Source organism: Lysinibacillus sp. CTST325, from assembly GCF_054665055.1.
Genome location: NZ_BAAFHO010000001.1, coordinates 934,919 through 951,924 on the forward strand (window position 1 = coordinate 934,919; position 17,006 = coordinate 951,924).

A 17,006-nucleotide genomic window follows, 5' to 3' on the forward strand; every position below is an offset into this window, starting at 1 on the left:
ACGACTATTTCTCATCAATTATGCCTCTGTTGAAATAAGTTAATTATTGATCTTGATGTTTATGACGAACTCCTACTAAATAACCTACTAGCGCGATGGCCACTAATACAATCCAGAAAGTTAACTCCCACGCAGTAGAATGCGGAAACTCTGCTGGTAATATGCCCACCTTCTCATGTGACAAAGTCAACACAACAAGCTTCACGCCTACCCAACCTACAATTAAAAACGCTGCGGTCTCAAGTGAAGGGTAGTCATTTAATATTTTCACAAACCATTGTGCCGCAAATCGCATCATAATAACTCCGATAAATCCTCCAAGTAACATGACAATAAATTGTCCACCATTGATGCCACCTATATCAAAGTTCCCTACCTGCGGTAAAGTTACAGCAATGGCAACTGCAGCAAGCATAGAATCAATAGCAAATGCAATATCCGCTGCCTCTACCTTAAGCACTGTCATCCAAAAACCAGCGCCCTTTTTCCCCGCTTTATCGTTAGATTCTTCGTTTGAATCCCCTTTATGACGCAAATCATATATATTTTTGGCAGACATGAATAGTAAATAAGCTGCTCCCAACGCTTGAATTTGCCAATAATTCACTAATACTGTAATGACAAAAAGTGCTGAGAATCGGAAAATTAATGCGCCGAATAATCCATAAAATAATGCCTTTTTTTGTTGTTCTCGTGGTAAGTGCTTCACCATCACAGCCATCACAACTGCATTATCTGCTGCTAATAATCCTTCTAATACTACAAGTACAATAAGGACCCAGCCGTATTGTAATAAAATTGATTCCATTCATGTGCCTCCTCTAAAGCTCTGTATACCAAAATAGTCATTACTATACGAGTACAAAAGAAAAGACCTCTGCCCCTATAAAAAGGCAAAGGTCTCGCTAAGCAAATAAATACTAGTCATTGAATACCGCTAGTATAAAGTTATTCGCTTATCACACCCGATGGTAAAAACCACGTCATGACGAATGTGAATCCAGATACTTCGCTCGTACCTGTTAGCTACTCCCCTTTGACAAAACGTCGAAGGTTTTTTTCTTCTGAAAACTCATTATAGCACTATCGTATATGAGTGGCAAAATTATCTACCCCCTCCTACTCAATTATGCCTCGGCTTAATTGAGTAGGAGGCTTTGGGCCAACAATAACTTCAATCTGGTAAACGCCGCTTGCTTCAACTCTATATCTACGTGCTTCACTTTACTTGAATTTGATAGCGTTTATCTTCTTTATGCACTAAATAAAAATCAATCATCCTAGGCATAGTCTGTATAAAATCGGGACATGCAATACTACCCTTTTTCAAAATAGTAACTGCTTCAGATGTATCGAACTTAGCATTCCAAGTTAAGTAGTCTAAAGTTTCTTGCTCAACACCTAGATATTTTCGGATAAGTAGCACTTGTAAAGATATTCTTGCTAGTATTAACGGTAATCGCCCCTTAGGATAATGGTTAGTTACTAATTTTACCATCGTACGATACACTTCTTGCACAGGATGAGGATTCGGGTCCGTTAGATGCAAAGTTTTCCCTTCAGCACATTTTTCATCAACGAGATAAGTCGAAGCGTTTATAATATAATCCACTGGTACCACATTTATTGTTGATGTTGATTGACCAATATACGGGATAAAAGGAAGCCATTTTAATTTATCCACCATATTTAAAAAGAAATAAGGCCCATCAAATTTAATCGTTTCTCCTGTTTCCGAATGTCCACGTACTATGCCAGGCCGAATAATTGTCAGTGGTATTTCTGATTTCAAATCCTCTACTCGATGCTCAGCTTCATATTTTGTTTCCTCATAATAGTTTTTAAATGCCTGCGGGCGAATTAGTTCATTTTCACGCAAAACACCTTCACGTGTTCCTGCTACATATGCTGTACTAAAATACATATAGCGTCTTAAGTTCGGCAGTGTTCGAACAAAATCATTGACCATCGTCGTACCATGTACATTTACCTTCCATGCTAGATCGCGGGGTACTGCTAAATCATAAATAGCAGCTAGATGCCAGAGCACCTCAATTTGAGGTACAATGTTCTGTACAACTTGGTTTTCTAAACCGAGATTCGGTAATGTTATATCTCCCTCTACAATATGAATAGAACAGTTAGGAAACTCCGCTACTATATTTTCTCTTTCTAAATTTGCTTTAACTAATTCACCAGCTAAAACAATAGCGATGACTTCCTGTGATTGATTTTTTCGAAATAACTCTCGTATTAATTGACTTGAAATAAAACCCGGAAAACCTGTAAAAAAATGAACCCCCATCTCTCATTCCCCCTGACCTTACCGCCTCTTCCTAGTTTCTTTATCCATTAAGCTATAAACAATAGGAACAATATATAATGTCAACAAAGTTGATGTCACAAGTCCTCCGATTACTGCAATCCCCATCGGTTGATTCATCTCTGTCCCTTCACCAATGCCAAGAGCAAGTGGCAACAATCCTAAGATTGTTGTTAGTGCAGTCATTAATATTGGTCGAAGTCGATCTTGTGTAGCCAGTAAAATCGCATCATACGTCGCCATTCCCCTAGTTTTTTGTTGATTAATGTAATCGACAAGTACAATCCCGTTATTCACGACAATTCCAACTAGTACTAAGATGCCTATAACAGATGTCACACCAACTAACGTGTTCGTAGCAAACATTGCAACTGCAACGCCAATAATCATTAATGGTACTGTGAACATGATAACGAATGGATATTTGAATGATTCAAATTGAGCAGCCATTACGATATATACAAGGACTATTGCTAATGCCACGGCTAAAAGCATATCATTAATCGCACTATCGTAAAGCTCACGATCTCCACTAAAGACAATTTGAGTTTCTGTCGGTAAATCTGCTTTTTCCAATGCTTTGTCCACTTTTGCTGAGATGCCTCCGAGCGATTCCTTCGTTTCATACTCGACAAAAAATGCAACCGCAGCCGCTTGATCAGAACGTCTTATCGACACTGGTCCTTCCTGTATAGAAACTGTCGCAATGTCCTCTAGCTTTACAAATAAACCTGCAGGTGAACGAAGCTGCATCGATTTTAATGACTCGATACTATCATTAAACACTTGTCCAAAGCCTGTATAAACAGGCAATACAGCACCATCCTCTGCCATTATTTGCGTAGTTAGCTGACCCTTCGTCATTTGATTGACCGTTTGAGCAATTTGTGCAGGTACAAATCCGTAGTCCTTCGCCTTTTCCCGGTCTACTTCGACTTGAATTTCTTTGACAGTAATATCTAAATCCGTAGATACTTTTGTGATCGCTTTTACCTTTAATAGCTCCTGCTGTACTTTATCAACAGAGCTTTGAAGTCTTTGCTCATCAGAGTCTGTTAACCTAAACGTTACTGTATTTGGTGACGATCCTGTTGTCGTTGAGACATTAAAGTTGATTTCAACTTGCTCACCTAGCTCTTTATGCAAATCTCGCTCAACCTCTTCTACAAATTCAAAAATCGAACGATCCCTATCCGCTAGAGGGACAAGCTTTACATATAGTTCTGCTTGGTTTGCATTTGTTTGCCCCCGTGCTTGAGCCTGTTGCGTACCACCGATTAAGCTAACATATACGTCAACATCTTTCTCCTGTTTTAAGCGTTCTTCAATTTTCGCTACAACTTTTTCTGTTTCTGATACTGCTACCCCTTTTTCTAGATTTACACTAATGGATGCGAATCCTTCATCTGTTGGGGGTAAAAACTCTGTTCCTATTTTCATAAGCCCAAACAATGCAAGTCCAAAACAGACAATTGCTGAGATTAGTACTAGCATACGGTGACGCAGTACCCAAATAATTGATGTTTTGTAGCGCTTGTAAAAGAATGACTCATTACGTTTTTCATAAATATTCGTTGATTTCATTTTTAAAAGACGACTTGCAAGCATTGGGACAACTGTTAACGCAACGATTAAAGAAGCAATTAAGCTAAAGGAAATAGTTAATGCAAATTCTGTGAAAATTTGTCCTATTAACCCTTCAATAAACATTACAGGAATGAATACTGCAATAGTTGTGAGAGTAGAAGCAGTAATCGCAAGTGCCACTTCCTTTGTTCCTTCTTTAGCGGCTGTTATCGGATCCTTGCCAAGTCCTAAATGTCGTTCAATGTTTTCAATAACAACGATCGCATTGTCAACCAACATACCGATGCCAAGTGCTAACGCCCCTAATGTCATAATATTGAGCGAGAAATTGGCAAAAAACATTAAAACAAATGTAACAATCACTGAATATGGTATCGCAATGCCAATGATAATAGGGCTTTTCACACTACGTAGAAAGACAAATAATACGAGCATTGCGAATAGTCCACCTAGAAGTAAAGAAGATCCGATATTACCAATCGCTAAATTCACGTAGTTTCCTTGGTCCACTAGCACGTCTGCAGCGATTCCTTGATATTGCTTCTTTGTTAATAATTCATTTAAAGCTTCTTTAAAAGCTTTTGATACCTCTGCCGTATTAGCACCTGACTCCTGTAATACAGACATTAATACTGCAGGATGCTCATTTGCTCGTGTTGTAGTTATGGATTTTTGCTCCACACGTTCAACAGTCGCTACTTCTCCTACTGTTAACGCTTTACCATCTAGTGGATTTACTGAAATGATTAAATCAGCAATGCTTTCTGGCGAACTTATAGTGCTTAAAATACGTGTCGTTAACATCTTCCCATCTGCTGTTAACACTGGTTCACCAGGAAGGGAAACATTGTTCGATTGAATAATTTGAACAATATCTGCTTGGGTTAATCCTTTTTCAACTAGCTTCGATTCATCCAAAGTTATTTGAACTTCTTCCACCAGCTTACCGGAAATATTGACACTTGCGACACCCGCTGTACGACGAAGTTCTTTTTCCAAGGCTTCCGCCAGTAAACGCACATCTATATTGTCATTTTCCGCCCGTAGTGAAAGTTGTATTATAGGAAATTGTGATGGATCAAATTTTAAAAAGTTAGGTTTCTCAGCATCATTCGGTAAAGGGGTCATATCGATGCGTTGTAAAATATCGAGCTGAGCATCATCAATATTGGTTGACCAATCAAACTCGAGAATAATTAAATTTGATCCTTCTTGAGAGGTAGACTGTAGTTTTTTTATCCCTGGTAAGGTGGCAAGTGTTGTTTCTAAGGGCTTCGTTATTTTCTCATTAACCTCTGTTGGACTTGCACCAGGATAATTGGTAACAACGATGCCTATGGGTGGACGTAATTCTGGAATAAGCGTAATAGGTATTTTCAATAATGAAACGCCACCTAATATAATGACTAACAACATCGTAACTATTGTAAAAACAGGCCTTTTAATAGAAAAATTACTAATGTTCATTTTTTGCAAACTCCTTTTCTATCTCTTCCTTTCTATGATACCCGAAAAGGAGAAAAATTTATAAATTGGGCATCACTATAACGTGTTGATTTCCGTTCCGACTGGGCGCTTTGTTGTTGCTGTCGCTACGCTTTCGCACAGATAAAACAATTGCTTTCGCACAGAGCAAAGCTTCCTGGGGGCGTCCGATGAGCCGCTTGGGCCAACACGATGTTGGTCACGAAGGCGTTATCACAGGACGTGATGGTTTTAGCCTTCGTTCCCCTATGTGCTCGCTGCAGGGTCTCGGGCCAACACGACGTTGGTCACGAAGGCGTTATCACAGGATGTGATGGTTTTAGCCTTCGTTCCTCTATTGCTAATCCCCAAGGAGTCGCCCAGTCTCCACTCCAATCAACTTATATACATAGTTTACTTTTTTAACAAATGCAGCCCATTTTTTAATAATGACCTTATAAATTTATACATTCTTCCCTGGAGACTTTTCATGAGGCTTATATTTCCTAATACTGTATATATTCTACATATGACTCCAATTTTCCTTGTAAAAAAACACGAATCGCAACATGTCGACTCGTGTTTTTTCATGTAATTAAGGTGTCATATAAAAAAGTATGCCTCTTTGGCAAAACGAAGCAGTGGCAATAACAAATAATACAATTGGCTTATCTGTTATAAGTCCATTCTGATGAGTAACCACTGCGTTCACTTTTGCAATGCATAAATTTTATAAAAGTTCTACACAATTGCTGATTGTAGTGGAAGGCTACTCGACTCCCGTGGGAAAGCGAGACAGGCGAGACCCTGAGGCCAACACGATGTTGGTCACGAAGGCGTTGTCACAGGACGTGACGCACCTAGCCTTCGTTCCTTTAACGGAGGAAGCGGCTCGACGCTCGCCCACAGGAAAGCGAGTAGCCTGGAACGGAAATCATCCTGACAATTTTGTTTTTATTATAAAAGGCTATACAGTTTAATGTTTTCGTTTTTATCAGCGAACCAACGCATAGCAAACTCATTTTCAAATAGGAAAACAAGATTATCAAAACGGTCTTTTACAAGCATTGAACGACCTGAAGACATCGATTCTTTAACATCTTCTTCGTTTTCAATCCATCTAGCAATTTTCGAACCAATTGGCTCCATTTTCACTTCAACATTATATTCGTTCTTCATACGATGCTCAAAAACTTCAAATTGTAATTGACCAACTGCTCCAAGAATAACTTCTTCTGTATGCAACGTTTTATAGTATTGAATAGCGCCTTCTTGCACTAATTGTAAAATCCCTTTATGGAATTGCTTAGATTTCATAACATTTTTCGCAGTTACACGAACAAATAGCTCTGGCGTGAACTGTGGCAATTTTTCAAATTGGAATGTCTTTTTACCACCTACAACTGTGTCACCAATCTGATAAGTACCTGTGTCATATAAACCGATAATATCACCAGCAACTGCTTCATCTACTGTTTCACGATCATCAGCTAAGAATTGTGTAGATTGTGTCACTTTGAATGATTTACCTGTACGAGATAAAGTCATGTTCATGCCACGTTCAAATTTACCCGATACGATACGCACAAAGGCAATACGGTCACGGTGAGCAGGATTCATGTTTGCTTGGATTTTGAAAATGAAGCCCGAAAACTCTTCATGCTCAACTGGATCAATAAATTGTTCATCCTCAGTAATTCGAGGCTGTGGTGTTGGCGCAAATTGTAAATATGTTTCAAGGAATGTTTGTACACCAAAATTTGTTAAGGCAGAACCAAAGAAAACAGGTGTTAATTCACCACGACGAATTTTTTCTTCAGAATACTCATTCCCCGCTTCATCAAGCAACATGATGTCGTCCATTGCTTGTGAATAATAAGAAGTCACCTTCATCGGATTCTCGACTGCAAGTTCCCCATTATCATCAATTGGTAAGAAACGTTCTTCTTCTTCAGTACGGAATTGCTCGATGCGTTTATTATAACGATCATAAATACCTAAAAACTCTTTACCCATACCAATCGGCCAGTTCATTGGGTAAGCGTTAATGCCAAGTACCTCCTCAAGCTCTTCAATCAGCTCAAGTGGCTCCTTCCCTTGACGGTCTAGTTTATTGATAAAAGTAAAAATCGGAATACCACGCATTTTACAAACTTTGAACAACTTTAAAGTTTGTGCTTCAATCCCTTTGGCAGCATCTACGACCATGACAGCACTATCCACTGCCATTAATGTACGATACGTATCCTCCGAGAAATCTTGGTGACCTGGAGTATCTAAAATATTGACACGTGAGCCGTTATAATCGAATTGCATAACTGAAGAAGTTACAGAAATCCCACGTTGTTTTTCAATTTCCATCCAGTCAGATGTTGCAAACTTACCTGTTTTCTTTCCTTTTACAGTTCCGGCATCACGAATCGCACCACCAAAAAGTAAAAGCTTTTCTGTAATTGTCGTTTTCCCAGCATCAGGGTGACTGATAATGGCAAAAGTTCGACGCGATAATATATCTTTTTCTAAATTTGAATTCATCTCGTTATTCTCCTTTTTTCATACTTAATAATAATAAAAGAAGACTTGCCTCTCTTACAACCTTTTTACATGAATTCCCCAAAAAAGAGGTTTCGATCTTGGTAAGGCACAATGTATAGTTTCCTCAAGCATTTCGATGGCTACCCTTTCTTTCCATCTACATACTCGTTTGCTAACAACGTGACATTCATCAAAAGTACCCAAAAAGAAAACCCTTTAGTACGAACTAAAAGGGTTCTCTAAGTATGGTGAACTTGCCGCATTATTGCATGCATTGCGTTCACCCTATCAAGTACGCTCTAACATCCTCATTGGAGATCATATATTATACAAATTTTAAGTGGCCAGCTTCTATTGCAATATCTGCATCGCTATGCGGATATTTAGTATTCTCAATAATTTGATAATCTTCATGGCCTTTACCAGCAAAAATAATCATATCCCCTGGTTCAGCAACCTCAATCGCATGACGCACCGCATCAGCACGGTCTCCTATACATGCATAGTTTTCATGAAGCATCCCTTTGGCAAGATCACCTGTAATACTATCATAGTCCTCATAGCGTGGGTCATCTGTCGTTAAAATAACGTAATCAGCGGCTGATGCCTTTTCTGCCATTGCTGGACGTTTCGATTTATCACGATTGCCACCTGTACCAACTAGGAAAATAAGCTTCCCTTTTTTATATGGTTGTGCTGAAGAAATCGCCTTTTCAATGGCATCAGGTGTATGTGCATAATCAACAAAAATCTGCACAGGTAAATCTGAACAAACTTTCTCCATGCGGCCCTTCACTGGTGGTAATTGCTCAATTTGCTCAATGATTGTTTCCATTGAATAACCACGGCCATAAAAAGCAACCATAGCGGCAAGCACATTGTATATATTAAATTCCCCGAGCAAATGCATTTTCACATGGTATATTCCCTCTGGCATTTCAACGTCAAAAGATGTCATGAAATCATGATACTCACAGTTAATAGCTCGGAAATCAGCTGTTTCATTTTTCAAACCATATGTCCATACAGGGAATGGTGTCATCGCTGCATAGCGCTCTGACCAAGCATCATCAGCATTTAACACTACGAATTTATTCTTTTCTAAATCTTGTCCAAGTTGAGAGAACATTAAGCCCTTCGCATGACCATATTCCTCCATCGTACCATGGAAATCAAGATGATCATGTGTAAGATTTGTAAAAATAGCTACATCATATTCTACGCCAGCTAGACGTCCAAGTGCTAAACCGTGTGAAGATACCTCCATAGTCATTAATCTGCAGCCTTCCATTTTTGCACGGAATATCATTTGTTGAGTCGATAAGGCATCGCTCGTAGTATTTGCAGATTCATATAAAATACCATTTAAATTAAAGCCGATTGTTCCTGATAGAGCAGATTTCTCGCCCATACCATGCATTATATTTTGAATAATACCCGTTACTGATGTTTTTCCATTTGTCCCTGTTACGCCAATCATTGCCATATCTTTCGACGGATAGTCAAAAAACTTTGCAGCTAACAAGCCAACTGCACGATCCGTATCTTTCACAATGACTTGTGCAATATTTTCACCTAATGGTAATTTTCGTTCTGTTACAACAATTGTTGCGCCACCTTCAACAGCTTTCTGTGCATAGTCATGACCATCTACTGTATAACCTTTTATACAAACAAACATACTATTTGGTTGTACACTTCGTGAATCAATTACAATATCACTTACTTGGTCAGGTAGCACTCCAATTATTTTTTTCAAAGGTAAAGCATTCAACAATTCCTCTGCATACATTTCATAGTCCTCCAATCAATCTCTACATTCATTTCATCATTTGTTGTTTATTCGACAAAAAATGACAAGATGAATACCCCCACATTCTATTGAACTTATTTTACTACTTATTCGCCCATAAATAAAATGCCTGTAAGAACGTTTTTTAAATGAAAACGCTATCATTTTAATATATCTTTAATATATCTTTAATATTTCAATAAAATTTGGTTCATCACTATATCGTGGGAGTGAATTCCGTTCCAATTATTGGCGTCCGATAAGCCGCTCCAGGGTCGTTGATTCCCAAGGAGTTGCCTAGTTTCCACTCCAATCAGCTTATACAAATGATAGATGTTTTAACAATAGGAGAGCCCGCAGTTTACCTGACTTATCAAAAATCAACATATATCGACAGCCTAAATCCATGTATGTTGGAGAATATACTTTGGAGAACTGGTAAAAAAGTGAGGTGTCACTGATCAGACACCTCACTTTAACTATTTCATAATAGTTCTTACAAGCTTAACCTTTTGTTTATATGGGGGAAAGAGAACATTCGTCTCTAACTTCGATGATTTTTTTAAGATAGATTTTGGATGGGTAAAGTTTTCAAAGCTTGCCTTCCCGTGATATGCTTTTACTCCTGATGACCCGACACCGCCAAATGGCAAATGTAAATTTCCTACATGTGTAATCGTATCATTAATACATCCGCCACCAAATGGTAATTCCTCTAAAAAGTACCGTGTAGCTTTTTCATGCTCTGAGAAAAAATAAGCTGCTAAAGGCTTTGGTAACTGACGAATCTGGTGAATGGCCAGCGGTAAATCATCATACATCATTACAGGTAAAATCGGACCAAATAATTCATCCTGCATCGAAGGACTTGACCATTTCACATAGCCAATAATTGTAGGCTCAATATACAAATCATCACGATCTGTTCTACCACCAAATGTAATTGCATCACGTTCTTCTACGATAATTTGCTGTAAGCGATCAAATTGTCTTAAATTCACAATACGGCCGTAGTCAGGGCTTTTTAATGCATTTTTACCATAGAAGGAACGAATCGTTGCTTTCAATATTTTCATAAATCGGTCATAGACATCTTTATGGACAAGGACATAATCTGGTGCCACACAGGTTTGACCGGTATTTGTGAATTTCCCCCAAGCGATTCTTTTCGCCGCTACTTCTAAATTGGCTGTTTGATCAACAATTGCGGGACTTTTCCCACCAAGTTCTAGAGCAATTGGTGTTAAGCGTTCCGCCGCCGCCTTTGCAACAACTTTTCCGACTGCCACACTCCCTGTAAAAAATATATAGTCAAAGGATGCATGAATAAGTGCCGTCACTTCCTCTTTTTCTCCCTCTACAACCCGAACGTAGGAAGGGTTAAACGTTTCTTCAATTATTTTTTTAACGATAGCTGCTGTATGCACAGATGTTTCTGATGGTTTTACAATAGCCGTATTACCACCGACAATTGCTCCAATTAATGGCTCCATTACAAGCTGGAATGGATAATTGAATGGACCAATGATTAATGTTACTCCATATGGCTCTCTTACAATAAAGCTTTTCCCTATTTGGTATTGTATCGGTGTTTTTACAGCTTCAGGTTTCATCCATTCTTCCACATGCTTGACCATATAAGAAATACTATCTAGAACAATGCCAATTTCTGTTGCATATGCCTCAAACTCACTCTTTCGTAAATCTAAATATAGAGCATTCAAGATTTCTTTTTCATATTTTAAAATTGTTTTCTTCAGATTTATTAATTGCTCTTTTCGAAATTTTGTACTCTTCGTCACTCGTGAAAAATAAAATTGACGCTGTTCTGTAATCATATTTTCTACATCTTGTGTTGTAAAATTCATAATAAAAGCACCCCTTTTTTTTAAAATGGCATACATAGTTTTTTCATTTCGAAACAAACTATCTTTGTCTATACGATACAACATTGACAATCAAAATTCCTCTTTCTTGAATGGATGGAATGTGTAGATGGTTTTATGATTTTGGGAAATTTACAACTACATATTGAAAAATTGAAACGGGGGCGTAGATGAATGACAACAACAACAGGAACTTGGTGGGAGTCAATTTTTTCTGGACCATTAGCACACGGTATTTGTGAAGAAAAATTATTGCTATTGCAAGATGAGGCTTTCTTATATCTCACTACAACACCGAGTGAGAAAAAAGAAGAACCTGAAGTGAATTAAAAATAGCGCGTTATAGGAGGTCATTTCCTATAATGCGCTATTTTGTACTTCACCAAATAGGTATAAATTAGAAAAACTCAAAGAAACATGTTAATCAACAGGCGTGGTCTTAAACAGACTCTAATACTCTTTCCACAACGGAAACTTCCCCTACAAAAAATAAAAAAGGCTTCTCTGCGCGACCATCAAGTATAACGTAAGCAAAATGACCACCATGGCCAAAAAGCCGATCGGGATTGAAATTTTGCTCCATTTCCAATAATCGCTCGGCACCTCGCGCCACTTGTTTTCTTCCGAATGCAAGGCGATGCGGTGCAACCGTCGCTCGTACCTCAAACCGATTCCAAATAGTGCGAACAAAGCCATAAGCATGATCACGGATTGAAAAATCCACCCTTCCAACAAAGAACGATGAAGGATGGCGGTTAACCCGATGCCACTGATCGCTAAAACAACTAAAGAGGGAAACATGAGAATTTTATTAAAATACATGGTGAACGTCATGGCTGAAGCGATTCGATGTACATTTCCGGTGCGATCCGATAACATTTTGGCCAGACCATTGGTTATCGTCGTACCAACCATGATGATTGCAGCCATGATATGGATATATTTAAACCAAACATATATGCTCATTTTTCTTCACTCCCTACCGACTCTTGCTCCCACCATTTATGCTCAAACAGGAAGTTGAGCTGCTTATGCATGCAGCGAGAAACTTCATCGACCGTAACTTGGTCGTTAAAAACAAATTGAATAAATTCAAACATAAATAATCCGTACAAAAAAACAAGTTATCTGTTTCGTTAGATCTTATTGTTTGGCCTTCATTTTTGCTTGAAAAAGATAGGCCACCTGCCAATTAGTTAAAATAACCTATATTTCTTCGAGAGTAAATAAATAGTTTTTTAAGCGTGTAATCATAATGCTGTTTCCAATTGTGAAATATTATAGTAACGATATCCGCTTGTAGCGTCTGTGCAAGCAGGCTACCAATTTCATCATAGTGGCGAAGCGTTTTCAGAGTGAGATGTGATATTTTAGAGAACTCACCAATTGAAAGCATAACAATCGCCTCCTGTTGTGGAATACTTTAAATATAAAGGTTCCTGTAAGGGTAAGGTCAATCAATACAGATAAATTTTACTTTTCCGGAAATGAGATAATAAAGATATTGGTAATTCTTCTCCTTCGTTACAAATCAGTTCTTTTTTGAAAAGAATGAACTTCTGTATATGGAAAAATATCAAATGAAAAGAACGTTTGAAAGTTGAAGAGCTGTACATAATTGTAAATTTCATTTCGTTTTTATTCGATTTTCATTTTTTCACCTCTCATTTAGTATGAGATATCTCCTATTCTTTTTAAAAGAAGAAGTGATACGATTTATTTGAGAACAAAAGAAAAAGCATATTTTTATAGAGGACAGGGAGAGCAACAACATGAAGAAATATCAAACATTACTATTTGATGTAGACGATACATTATTAGATTTTAAAGCAGCTGAGAGAACGGCGTTACATTTACTCTTTGAAGAACAAAAAATCCCTTTAACTGATGAAATTACAGCACATTATAAAACAATAAATCAAGGCCTGTGGAAATCCTTTGAAGAAGGAAAAATAGACCGAGATGAAGTATTGAATACTCGATTTTCAATTTTATTTAAGAAGTACGGCCAAGAAGTTGATGGATCTTTGTTTGAACAGAATTATCGTAGTTATTTAGAAGAAGGGAATCAGCTTATTCGCGGAGCCTTTGAACTAATACAAGATCTCCAAAGCGGATATGATTTATATATTGTTACAAACGGTGTTTCCAAAACGCAAGATAAACGCCTGCGTAATTCGGGGTTACATTCATTCTTTAAGGGTATTTTTGTTTCAGAAGACACGGGCTATCAAAAGCCAATGAAGGAATACTTCGATTATGTTTTTGCACGAATTTCTAATTTTTCTGTGGAGAAAGGATTAATTATCGGTGATTCCTTAAGTGCAGATATTAAAGGAGGACAGTTAGCAGGATTAGATACATGTTGGTTTAATCCTGCAAAGAAACCGAACCCTACTGGAATTGTTCCGACTTATGAAATACAAAGTCTTAATGAGCTGTATCAAATTTTACGCTAATTACTATCTTAATTAGATTAAAACATGACATTAGCTCTTTAAAAGTGGCAGAGTGTCTTATGCTTAGTGAAAACTCGCGTTATGTACGTGAGTTTTTTTCATATGAATCCTTGCCTAAAATAAAATTAAGTATATCCCTGCCAATACGGCAAAGATATACTTAAAATCACAAAAACATTTGTTGCTGTCGCTTCGCTTTCGTACGTTTTGCCCCCAGGAAAACGCATAGTCAGAACGGAAATCAACCACACGTTATGTTACTGAGCTTACCTTCATGCTTAAATGGATACAATTTGCTGAAATTGTTTTAACTCTACCTCAAGACGGTTAATAGCTTCTTCCTCGATAGCAAAGCTTCCATCTTCTAATCGAATAATTTGTTTATCAACAATATATACAGAATGTGCAATAGTTGTAGCTCCTAATACAGCTAAAACCGGTTTTAATGCATATTCTAATGCGAGTAAATGTCCAATAGAGCCACCTACAGCAATTGGTAAAATGATCTTTCCAAACAATGCTTTTTGCGGCAGCAAATCCAAATAAGTTTTCAATATTCCTGTATATGAAGCTTTATAAATTGGCGTCAAAAGTACGATAATATCTGCTTCTTCAACTTGTTTATTTTCTGAAACGATGGCCTCACTTGCAAAATTAGCCTTAATTAAGTCCTCAGCTGGCAGTTCATGTACATAATTTGTGTGTACCTCTATTCCCTGTGCTTTTAAGTAATTTTCCACCTTTTCATGAATCGCCGTCACGCGTGAATTTCTCGAATTAGTGCCATTAATAATAACTGCTTTTGTCATATTAGCCACTCCTTATTAATAAAGATTAATATCCTTACACCAAATGCAATGTCTTTTCATATTGACGTAATGTAGCGCCTAAGTACTTAGCAACAGCTAACATGCCATATTTCCCTACTGCTTTTTCGGCTTCTGCATTATAATTTGTGTTGGTATTCACGTCATATGTAAAAATAGTACCTTCTTGATCGATAATCGACTCAATCCCTGCGACAAGAACCTTATTTTGCGCTAAAAATGTTTCATAACGCTCTATAAACTCCTCTGAAAAACTGTCTATAATTTGAAATTTTGATTTATTAGTTGTTGTTTCACCTACTGGGCAAAATTTATCCTCTATTTGACAACTATCAGCAGGGCAGAGTTCAAAGCCCTCAGATGTATCAACTCGCACTGCATATAAAAATTTGCCACCCACAAATTCACATCGCGTTATATAAGAATCAGGTGATTTTATATATTGCTGAACAAGCGTAATACCATCTATAGGTGACTGAAAAGTATCACTATTCACATATGCTTCTAGTGCTTCAACTGAATGAAATAGTTGTACACCAAGCCCTTTCCCTGCTCGATTATGCTTCGTTATAAAAGGTGTTGTACCAATTGTTCTTGCTGCCTCTATTAGCTGCGATTTACCAACTGTCGCTATCGTTTTAGGTGTTTGAATGCCTACAGCTTCAAGTGCAAAATATTGATTGACCTTACTTACTTCTAATCGTAAGGCACGGCTTCCATTAATAACAGGACGGCTATGATACTCTAACCATGCGAGCACTGCCTCTGTTAATTCAGGTGCAAATACATGCCCCCGCGTATGTGATGATGCACTCATACGACTATAAAAAATTCCGTGTGGCGGCTCTTTTGATAGGTCAATCAATCCCTCTGCCAAGTGCCAAACCTCATATGGTAGGTTTTGTTCCTCTAAACGCTTTGTTAAATGAATTGTCCATTCATCATTTTCATGAAGAATATAAATTTTTGCAGGCATGTAGTCACTCCTTACTTTATAATGGCCGATTTTATTTTCACTAAAGGCATAACCTCTCTTGCAAAACGTTCCATTTCCTCAAGATGTGGGGAGAATTGAAGAAGTAAGAGATTTACGCCAACCGCTTCATAAGCTAAAATGCGCTCTGCCACTTGTTGAGGTGTACCGACTAAATTTGGTCGTAGCCCTCTGTTTGAAACTGAATAATCCTGTAGTGTAATTTGTTGTTCTAGCTTTGATTTACTTGTGAAGTCATTAAAGCCTACATACCCTGCTGTATCCTGTACATTGGTAATTCGGGCAAGTTCAGCAAGTGCTTCTTCTTCTGAATCACGCACAATGACATATGCAGCCATCCCAAAAGTTTCGAACGGACCTTTTCCAATTGCTTCTCGACGTGCAAGCATTTCCTTTATTTTTGTCCCAACTTCCTCTACTGTTCCTCCATGCATCACGTAAGCGTCACATGACTTTGCAATAGCCTCTTTACCGCGCTCACTTTCTCCACCTGCGTATAGTGTTGGATATGGTTTTCGGACTGGCTTAGGAGATAAATATGCATTTTCTATTTCGTAATATTTCCCATGATAGCTAAACGTTTCTTCTGTCCATAAACCTTTTAAAATATCAATGAATTCCTCCGTGCGGTCATAACGTTCTCCATGCTCCGTAAAATAACCACCATATTGCTTTGCTTCTTCTTCCCACCAAGCAGAAACTACATTTAATGTAAAACGACCATTAGCGATATGATCAATATTGGCAGCTACTTTTGCCATTACCGCTGGATTATGATAGCCTGGCCGAACTGCAGCCAATATTTCAATCTTTTCAGTAACTGCTGCTAAAGCTGCCGCGGTTGACCACGCCTCAAGTGCGTCAGCATCAATGCCTTTAATATCATTTAAATACAGCTCGGCGATCAGCGTCGCATCAAAACCAAGTTGTTCTCCTGTTTGAATAACCTGTTTTACGTAATCAAATGTTGCAGGCATCTTTTCATTTTCTACATTGCGTAACCATCCGCCAAAAATCGGTAGCCAAAATCCTAATTTCATATTTCATCCTCCTCAAGCTCAGTAGAAATTCACAACATAAAGATAAAAAAGGCTTCTATATTTACGTTCGGAGTATATCCGTTACGTAAAATAGAAGCC

The 17,006-nt window shown here is 37.9% G+C and carries 14 protein-coding genes and 2 pseudogenes; 3 read left to right on the forward strand and 13 right to left on the reverse strand.

Translation table 11 applies throughout. The features are described 5' to 3' along the window. Positions 1-43: 43 nt before the first annotated feature. The 3 genes from ACYQ73_RS04800 to ACYQ73_RS04810 form a co-directional block, all read right to left on the reverse strand. Complete coding sequence (locus ACYQ73_RS04800) at positions 44-808, reverse strand: TerC family protein (RefSeq protein WP_460011394.1); 765 nt, start codon at positions 806-808, stop codon at positions 44-46. A 411-nt stretch (positions 809-1,219) separates the two neighbouring features. Beyond that, the gene (locus ACYQ73_RS04805; RefSeq protein WP_460011395.1) at positions 1,220-2,305 is read right to left on the reverse strand and encodes an SDR family oxidoreductase; all 1,086 of its coding nucleotides are present in this window, start codon (positions 2,303-2,305) and stop codon (positions 1,220-1,222) included. Positions 2,306-2,323: 18 nt separating this feature from the next. Further along, positions 2,324-5,377: an efflux RND transporter permease subunit gene (locus tag ACYQ73_RS04810; protein WP_460011396.1), complete on the reverse strand. Its 3,054-nt coding sequence runs from the start codon at positions 5,375-5,377 to the stop codon at positions 2,324-2,326. Positions 5,378-5,565: 188 nt separating this feature from the next. On the opposite strand from ACYQ73_RS04810, the gene ACYQ73_RS04815 reads away from it, so the two are divergent. After that, positions 5,566-5,709 (forward strand): hypothetical protein, encoded by a 144-nt coding sequence (locus tag ACYQ73_RS04815; protein ID WP_460011397.1) that lies wholly within the window; start codon positions 5,566-5,568, stop codon positions 5,707-5,709. Positions 5,710-6,331: 622 nt separating this feature from the next. On the opposite strand, the gene ACYQ73_RS04820 is transcribed toward ACYQ73_RS04815, so the two are convergent. The 3 genes from ACYQ73_RS04820 to ACYQ73_RS04830 form a co-directional block, all read right to left on the reverse strand. Beyond that, positions 6,332-7,909, reverse strand: coding sequence for a peptide chain release factor 3 (locus ACYQ73_RS04820; RefSeq protein WP_460011398.1), 1,578 nt, complete (start codon positions 7,907-7,909; stop codon positions 6,332-6,334). Between the two features lie 325 nt (positions 7,910-8,234). After that, a complete protein-coding gene (locus ACYQ73_RS04825; protein ID WP_460011399.1) occupies positions 8,235-9,701 on the reverse strand; it encodes a UDP-N-acetylmuramoyl-L-alanyl-D-glutamate--2,6-diaminopimelate ligase in 1,467 nt (488 codons plus the stop codon). 479 nt (positions 9,702-10,180) lie between these two features. Continuing rightward, the gene (locus ACYQ73_RS04830) at positions 10,181-11,569 is read right to left on the reverse strand and encodes an aldehyde dehydrogenase (protein ID WP_460011400.1); all 1,389 of its coding nucleotides are present in this window, start codon (positions 11,567-11,569) and stop codon (positions 10,181-10,183) included. A 192-nt stretch (positions 11,570-11,761) separates the two neighbouring features. Here ACYQ73_RS04830 and ACYQ73_RS04835 point away from each other — a divergent pair, with 192 nt between their 5' ends. After that, positions 11,762-11,917, forward strand: a complete 156-nt coding sequence (locus ACYQ73_RS04835; protein ID WP_460011401.1) for a hypothetical protein — start codon at positions 11,762-11,764, stop codon at positions 11,915-11,917. A 150-nt stretch (positions 11,918-12,067) separates the two neighbouring features. On the opposite strand, the gene ACYQ73_RS04840 is transcribed toward ACYQ73_RS04835, so the two are convergent. From ACYQ73_RS04840 to ACYQ73_RS04855, 4 genes and pseudogenes are all read right to left on the reverse strand, one after another. Further along, complete coding sequence (locus tag ACYQ73_RS04840) at positions 12,068-12,553, reverse strand: DUF2269 family protein (RefSeq protein ID WP_460011402.1); 486 nt, start codon at positions 12,551-12,553, stop codon at positions 12,068-12,070. After that, positions 12,550-12,687, reverse strand: a complete 138-nt coding sequence (locus ACYQ73_RS04845; RefSeq protein ID WP_460011403.1) for a hypothetical protein — start codon at positions 12,685-12,687, stop codon at positions 12,550-12,552. Before ACYQ73_RS04845 ends, ACYQ73_RS04840 begins: the two co-directional genes overlap by 4 nt. Positions 12,688-12,733: 46 nt before the next feature. Further along, positions 12,734-12,983 (reverse strand): annotated as a pseudogene (locus tag ACYQ73_RS04850) (MerR family transcriptional regulator); the annotation flags it as partial. A gap of 75 nt (positions 12,984-13,058) precedes the next feature. Continuing rightward, positions 13,059-13,213 (reverse strand): annotated as a pseudogene (locus ACYQ73_RS04855) (transcriptional regulator YeiL); the annotation flags it as partial. Positions 13,214-13,359: 146 nt separating this feature from the next. Between ACYQ73_RS04855 and ACYQ73_RS04860 the strand changes: the two are divergent. Beyond that, positions 13,360-14,046 (forward strand): YjjG family noncanonical pyrimidine nucleotidase, encoded by a 687-nt coding sequence (locus tag ACYQ73_RS04860; protein WP_460011404.1) that lies wholly within the window; start codon positions 13,360-13,362, stop codon positions 14,044-14,046. Positions 14,047-14,324: 278 nt separating this feature from the next. On the opposite strand, the gene ssuE is transcribed toward ACYQ73_RS04860, so the two are convergent. From ssuE to ACYQ73_RS04875, 3 genes are read right to left on the reverse strand one after another with little or no spacing between them, the layout of a single operon-like run. Beyond that, a complete protein-coding gene (gene ssuE, locus ACYQ73_RS04865) occupies positions 14,325-14,855 on the reverse strand; it encodes an NADPH-dependent FMN reductase (RefSeq protein WP_460011405.1) in 531 nt (176 codons plus the stop codon). Between the two features lie 34 nt (positions 14,856-14,889). Next, positions 14,890-15,849, reverse strand: coding sequence for an ATP-grasp domain-containing protein (locus ACYQ73_RS04870; protein WP_460011406.1), 960 nt, complete (start codon positions 15,847-15,849; stop codon positions 14,890-14,892). An 11-nt stretch (positions 15,850-15,860) separates the two neighbouring features. Beyond that, positions 15,861-16,907 (reverse strand): LLM class flavin-dependent oxidoreductase, encoded by a 1,047-nt coding sequence (locus ACYQ73_RS04875; RefSeq protein ID WP_460011407.1) that lies wholly within the window; start codon positions 16,905-16,907, stop codon positions 15,861-15,863. Between the last annotated feature and the right edge of the window lie 99 nt (positions 16,908-17,006).

What these genes read in the sequence shown, in the direction of transcription:
- ACYQ73_RS04800 (WP_460011394.1), bottom strand. Translation starts at nt 808, where the DNA reads ATGGAATCAATTTTATTACAATACGGCTGGGTCCTTATTGTACTTGTA.
- ACYQ73_RS04860 (WP_460011404.1), top strand. Translation starts at nt 13,360, where the DNA reads ATGAAGAAATATCAAACATTACTATTTGATGTAGACGATACATTATTA.
- ACYQ73_RS04835 (WP_460011401.1), top strand. Translation starts at nt 11,762, where the DNA reads ATGACAACAACAACAGGAACTTGGTGGGAGTCAATTTTTTCTGGACCA.
- ssuE (WP_460011405.1), bottom strand. Translation starts at nt 14,855, where the DNA reads ATGACAAAAGCAGTTATTATTAATGGCACTAATTCGAGAAATTCACGC.
- ACYQ73_RS04845 (WP_460011403.1), bottom strand. Translation starts at nt 12,687, where the DNA reads ATGTTTGAATTTATTCAATTTGTTTTTAACGACCAAGTTACGGTCGAT.
- ACYQ73_RS04840 (WP_460011402.1), bottom strand. Translation starts at nt 12,553, where the DNA reads ATGAGCATATATGTTTGGTTTAAATATATCCATATCATGGCTGCAATC.
- ACYQ73_RS04820 (WP_460011398.1), bottom strand. Translation starts at nt 7,909, where the DNA reads ATGAATTCAAATTTAGAAAAAGATATATTATCGCGTCGAACTTTTGCC.
- ACYQ73_RS04815 (WP_460011397.1), top strand. Translation starts at nt 5,566, where the DNA reads ATGAGCCGCTTGGGCCAACACGATGTTGGTCACGAAGGCGTTATCACA.
- ACYQ73_RS04805 (WP_460011395.1), bottom strand. Translation starts at nt 2,305, where the DNA reads ATGGGGGTTCATTTTTTTACAGGTTTTCCGGGTTTTATTTCAAGTCAA.
- ACYQ73_RS04825 (WP_460011399.1), bottom strand. Translation starts at nt 9,701, where the DNA reads ATGTATGCAGAGGAATTGTTGAATGCTTTACCTTTGAAAAAAATAATT.
- ACYQ73_RS04830 (WP_460011400.1), bottom strand. Translation starts at nt 11,569, where the DNA reads ATGAATTTTACAACACAAGATGTAGAAAATATGATTACAGAACAGCGT.
- ACYQ73_RS04870 (WP_460011406.1), bottom strand. Translation starts at nt 15,849, where the DNA reads ATGCCTGCAAAAATTTATATTCTTCATGAAAATGATGAATGGACAATT.
- ACYQ73_RS04810 (WP_460011396.1), bottom strand. Translation starts at nt 5,377, where the DNA reads ATGAACATTAGTAATTTTTCTATTAAAAGGCCTGTTTTTACAATAGTT.
- ACYQ73_RS04875 (WP_460011407.1), bottom strand. Translation starts at nt 16,907, where the DNA reads ATGAAATTAGGATTTTGGCTACCGATTTTTGGCGGATGGTTACGCAAT.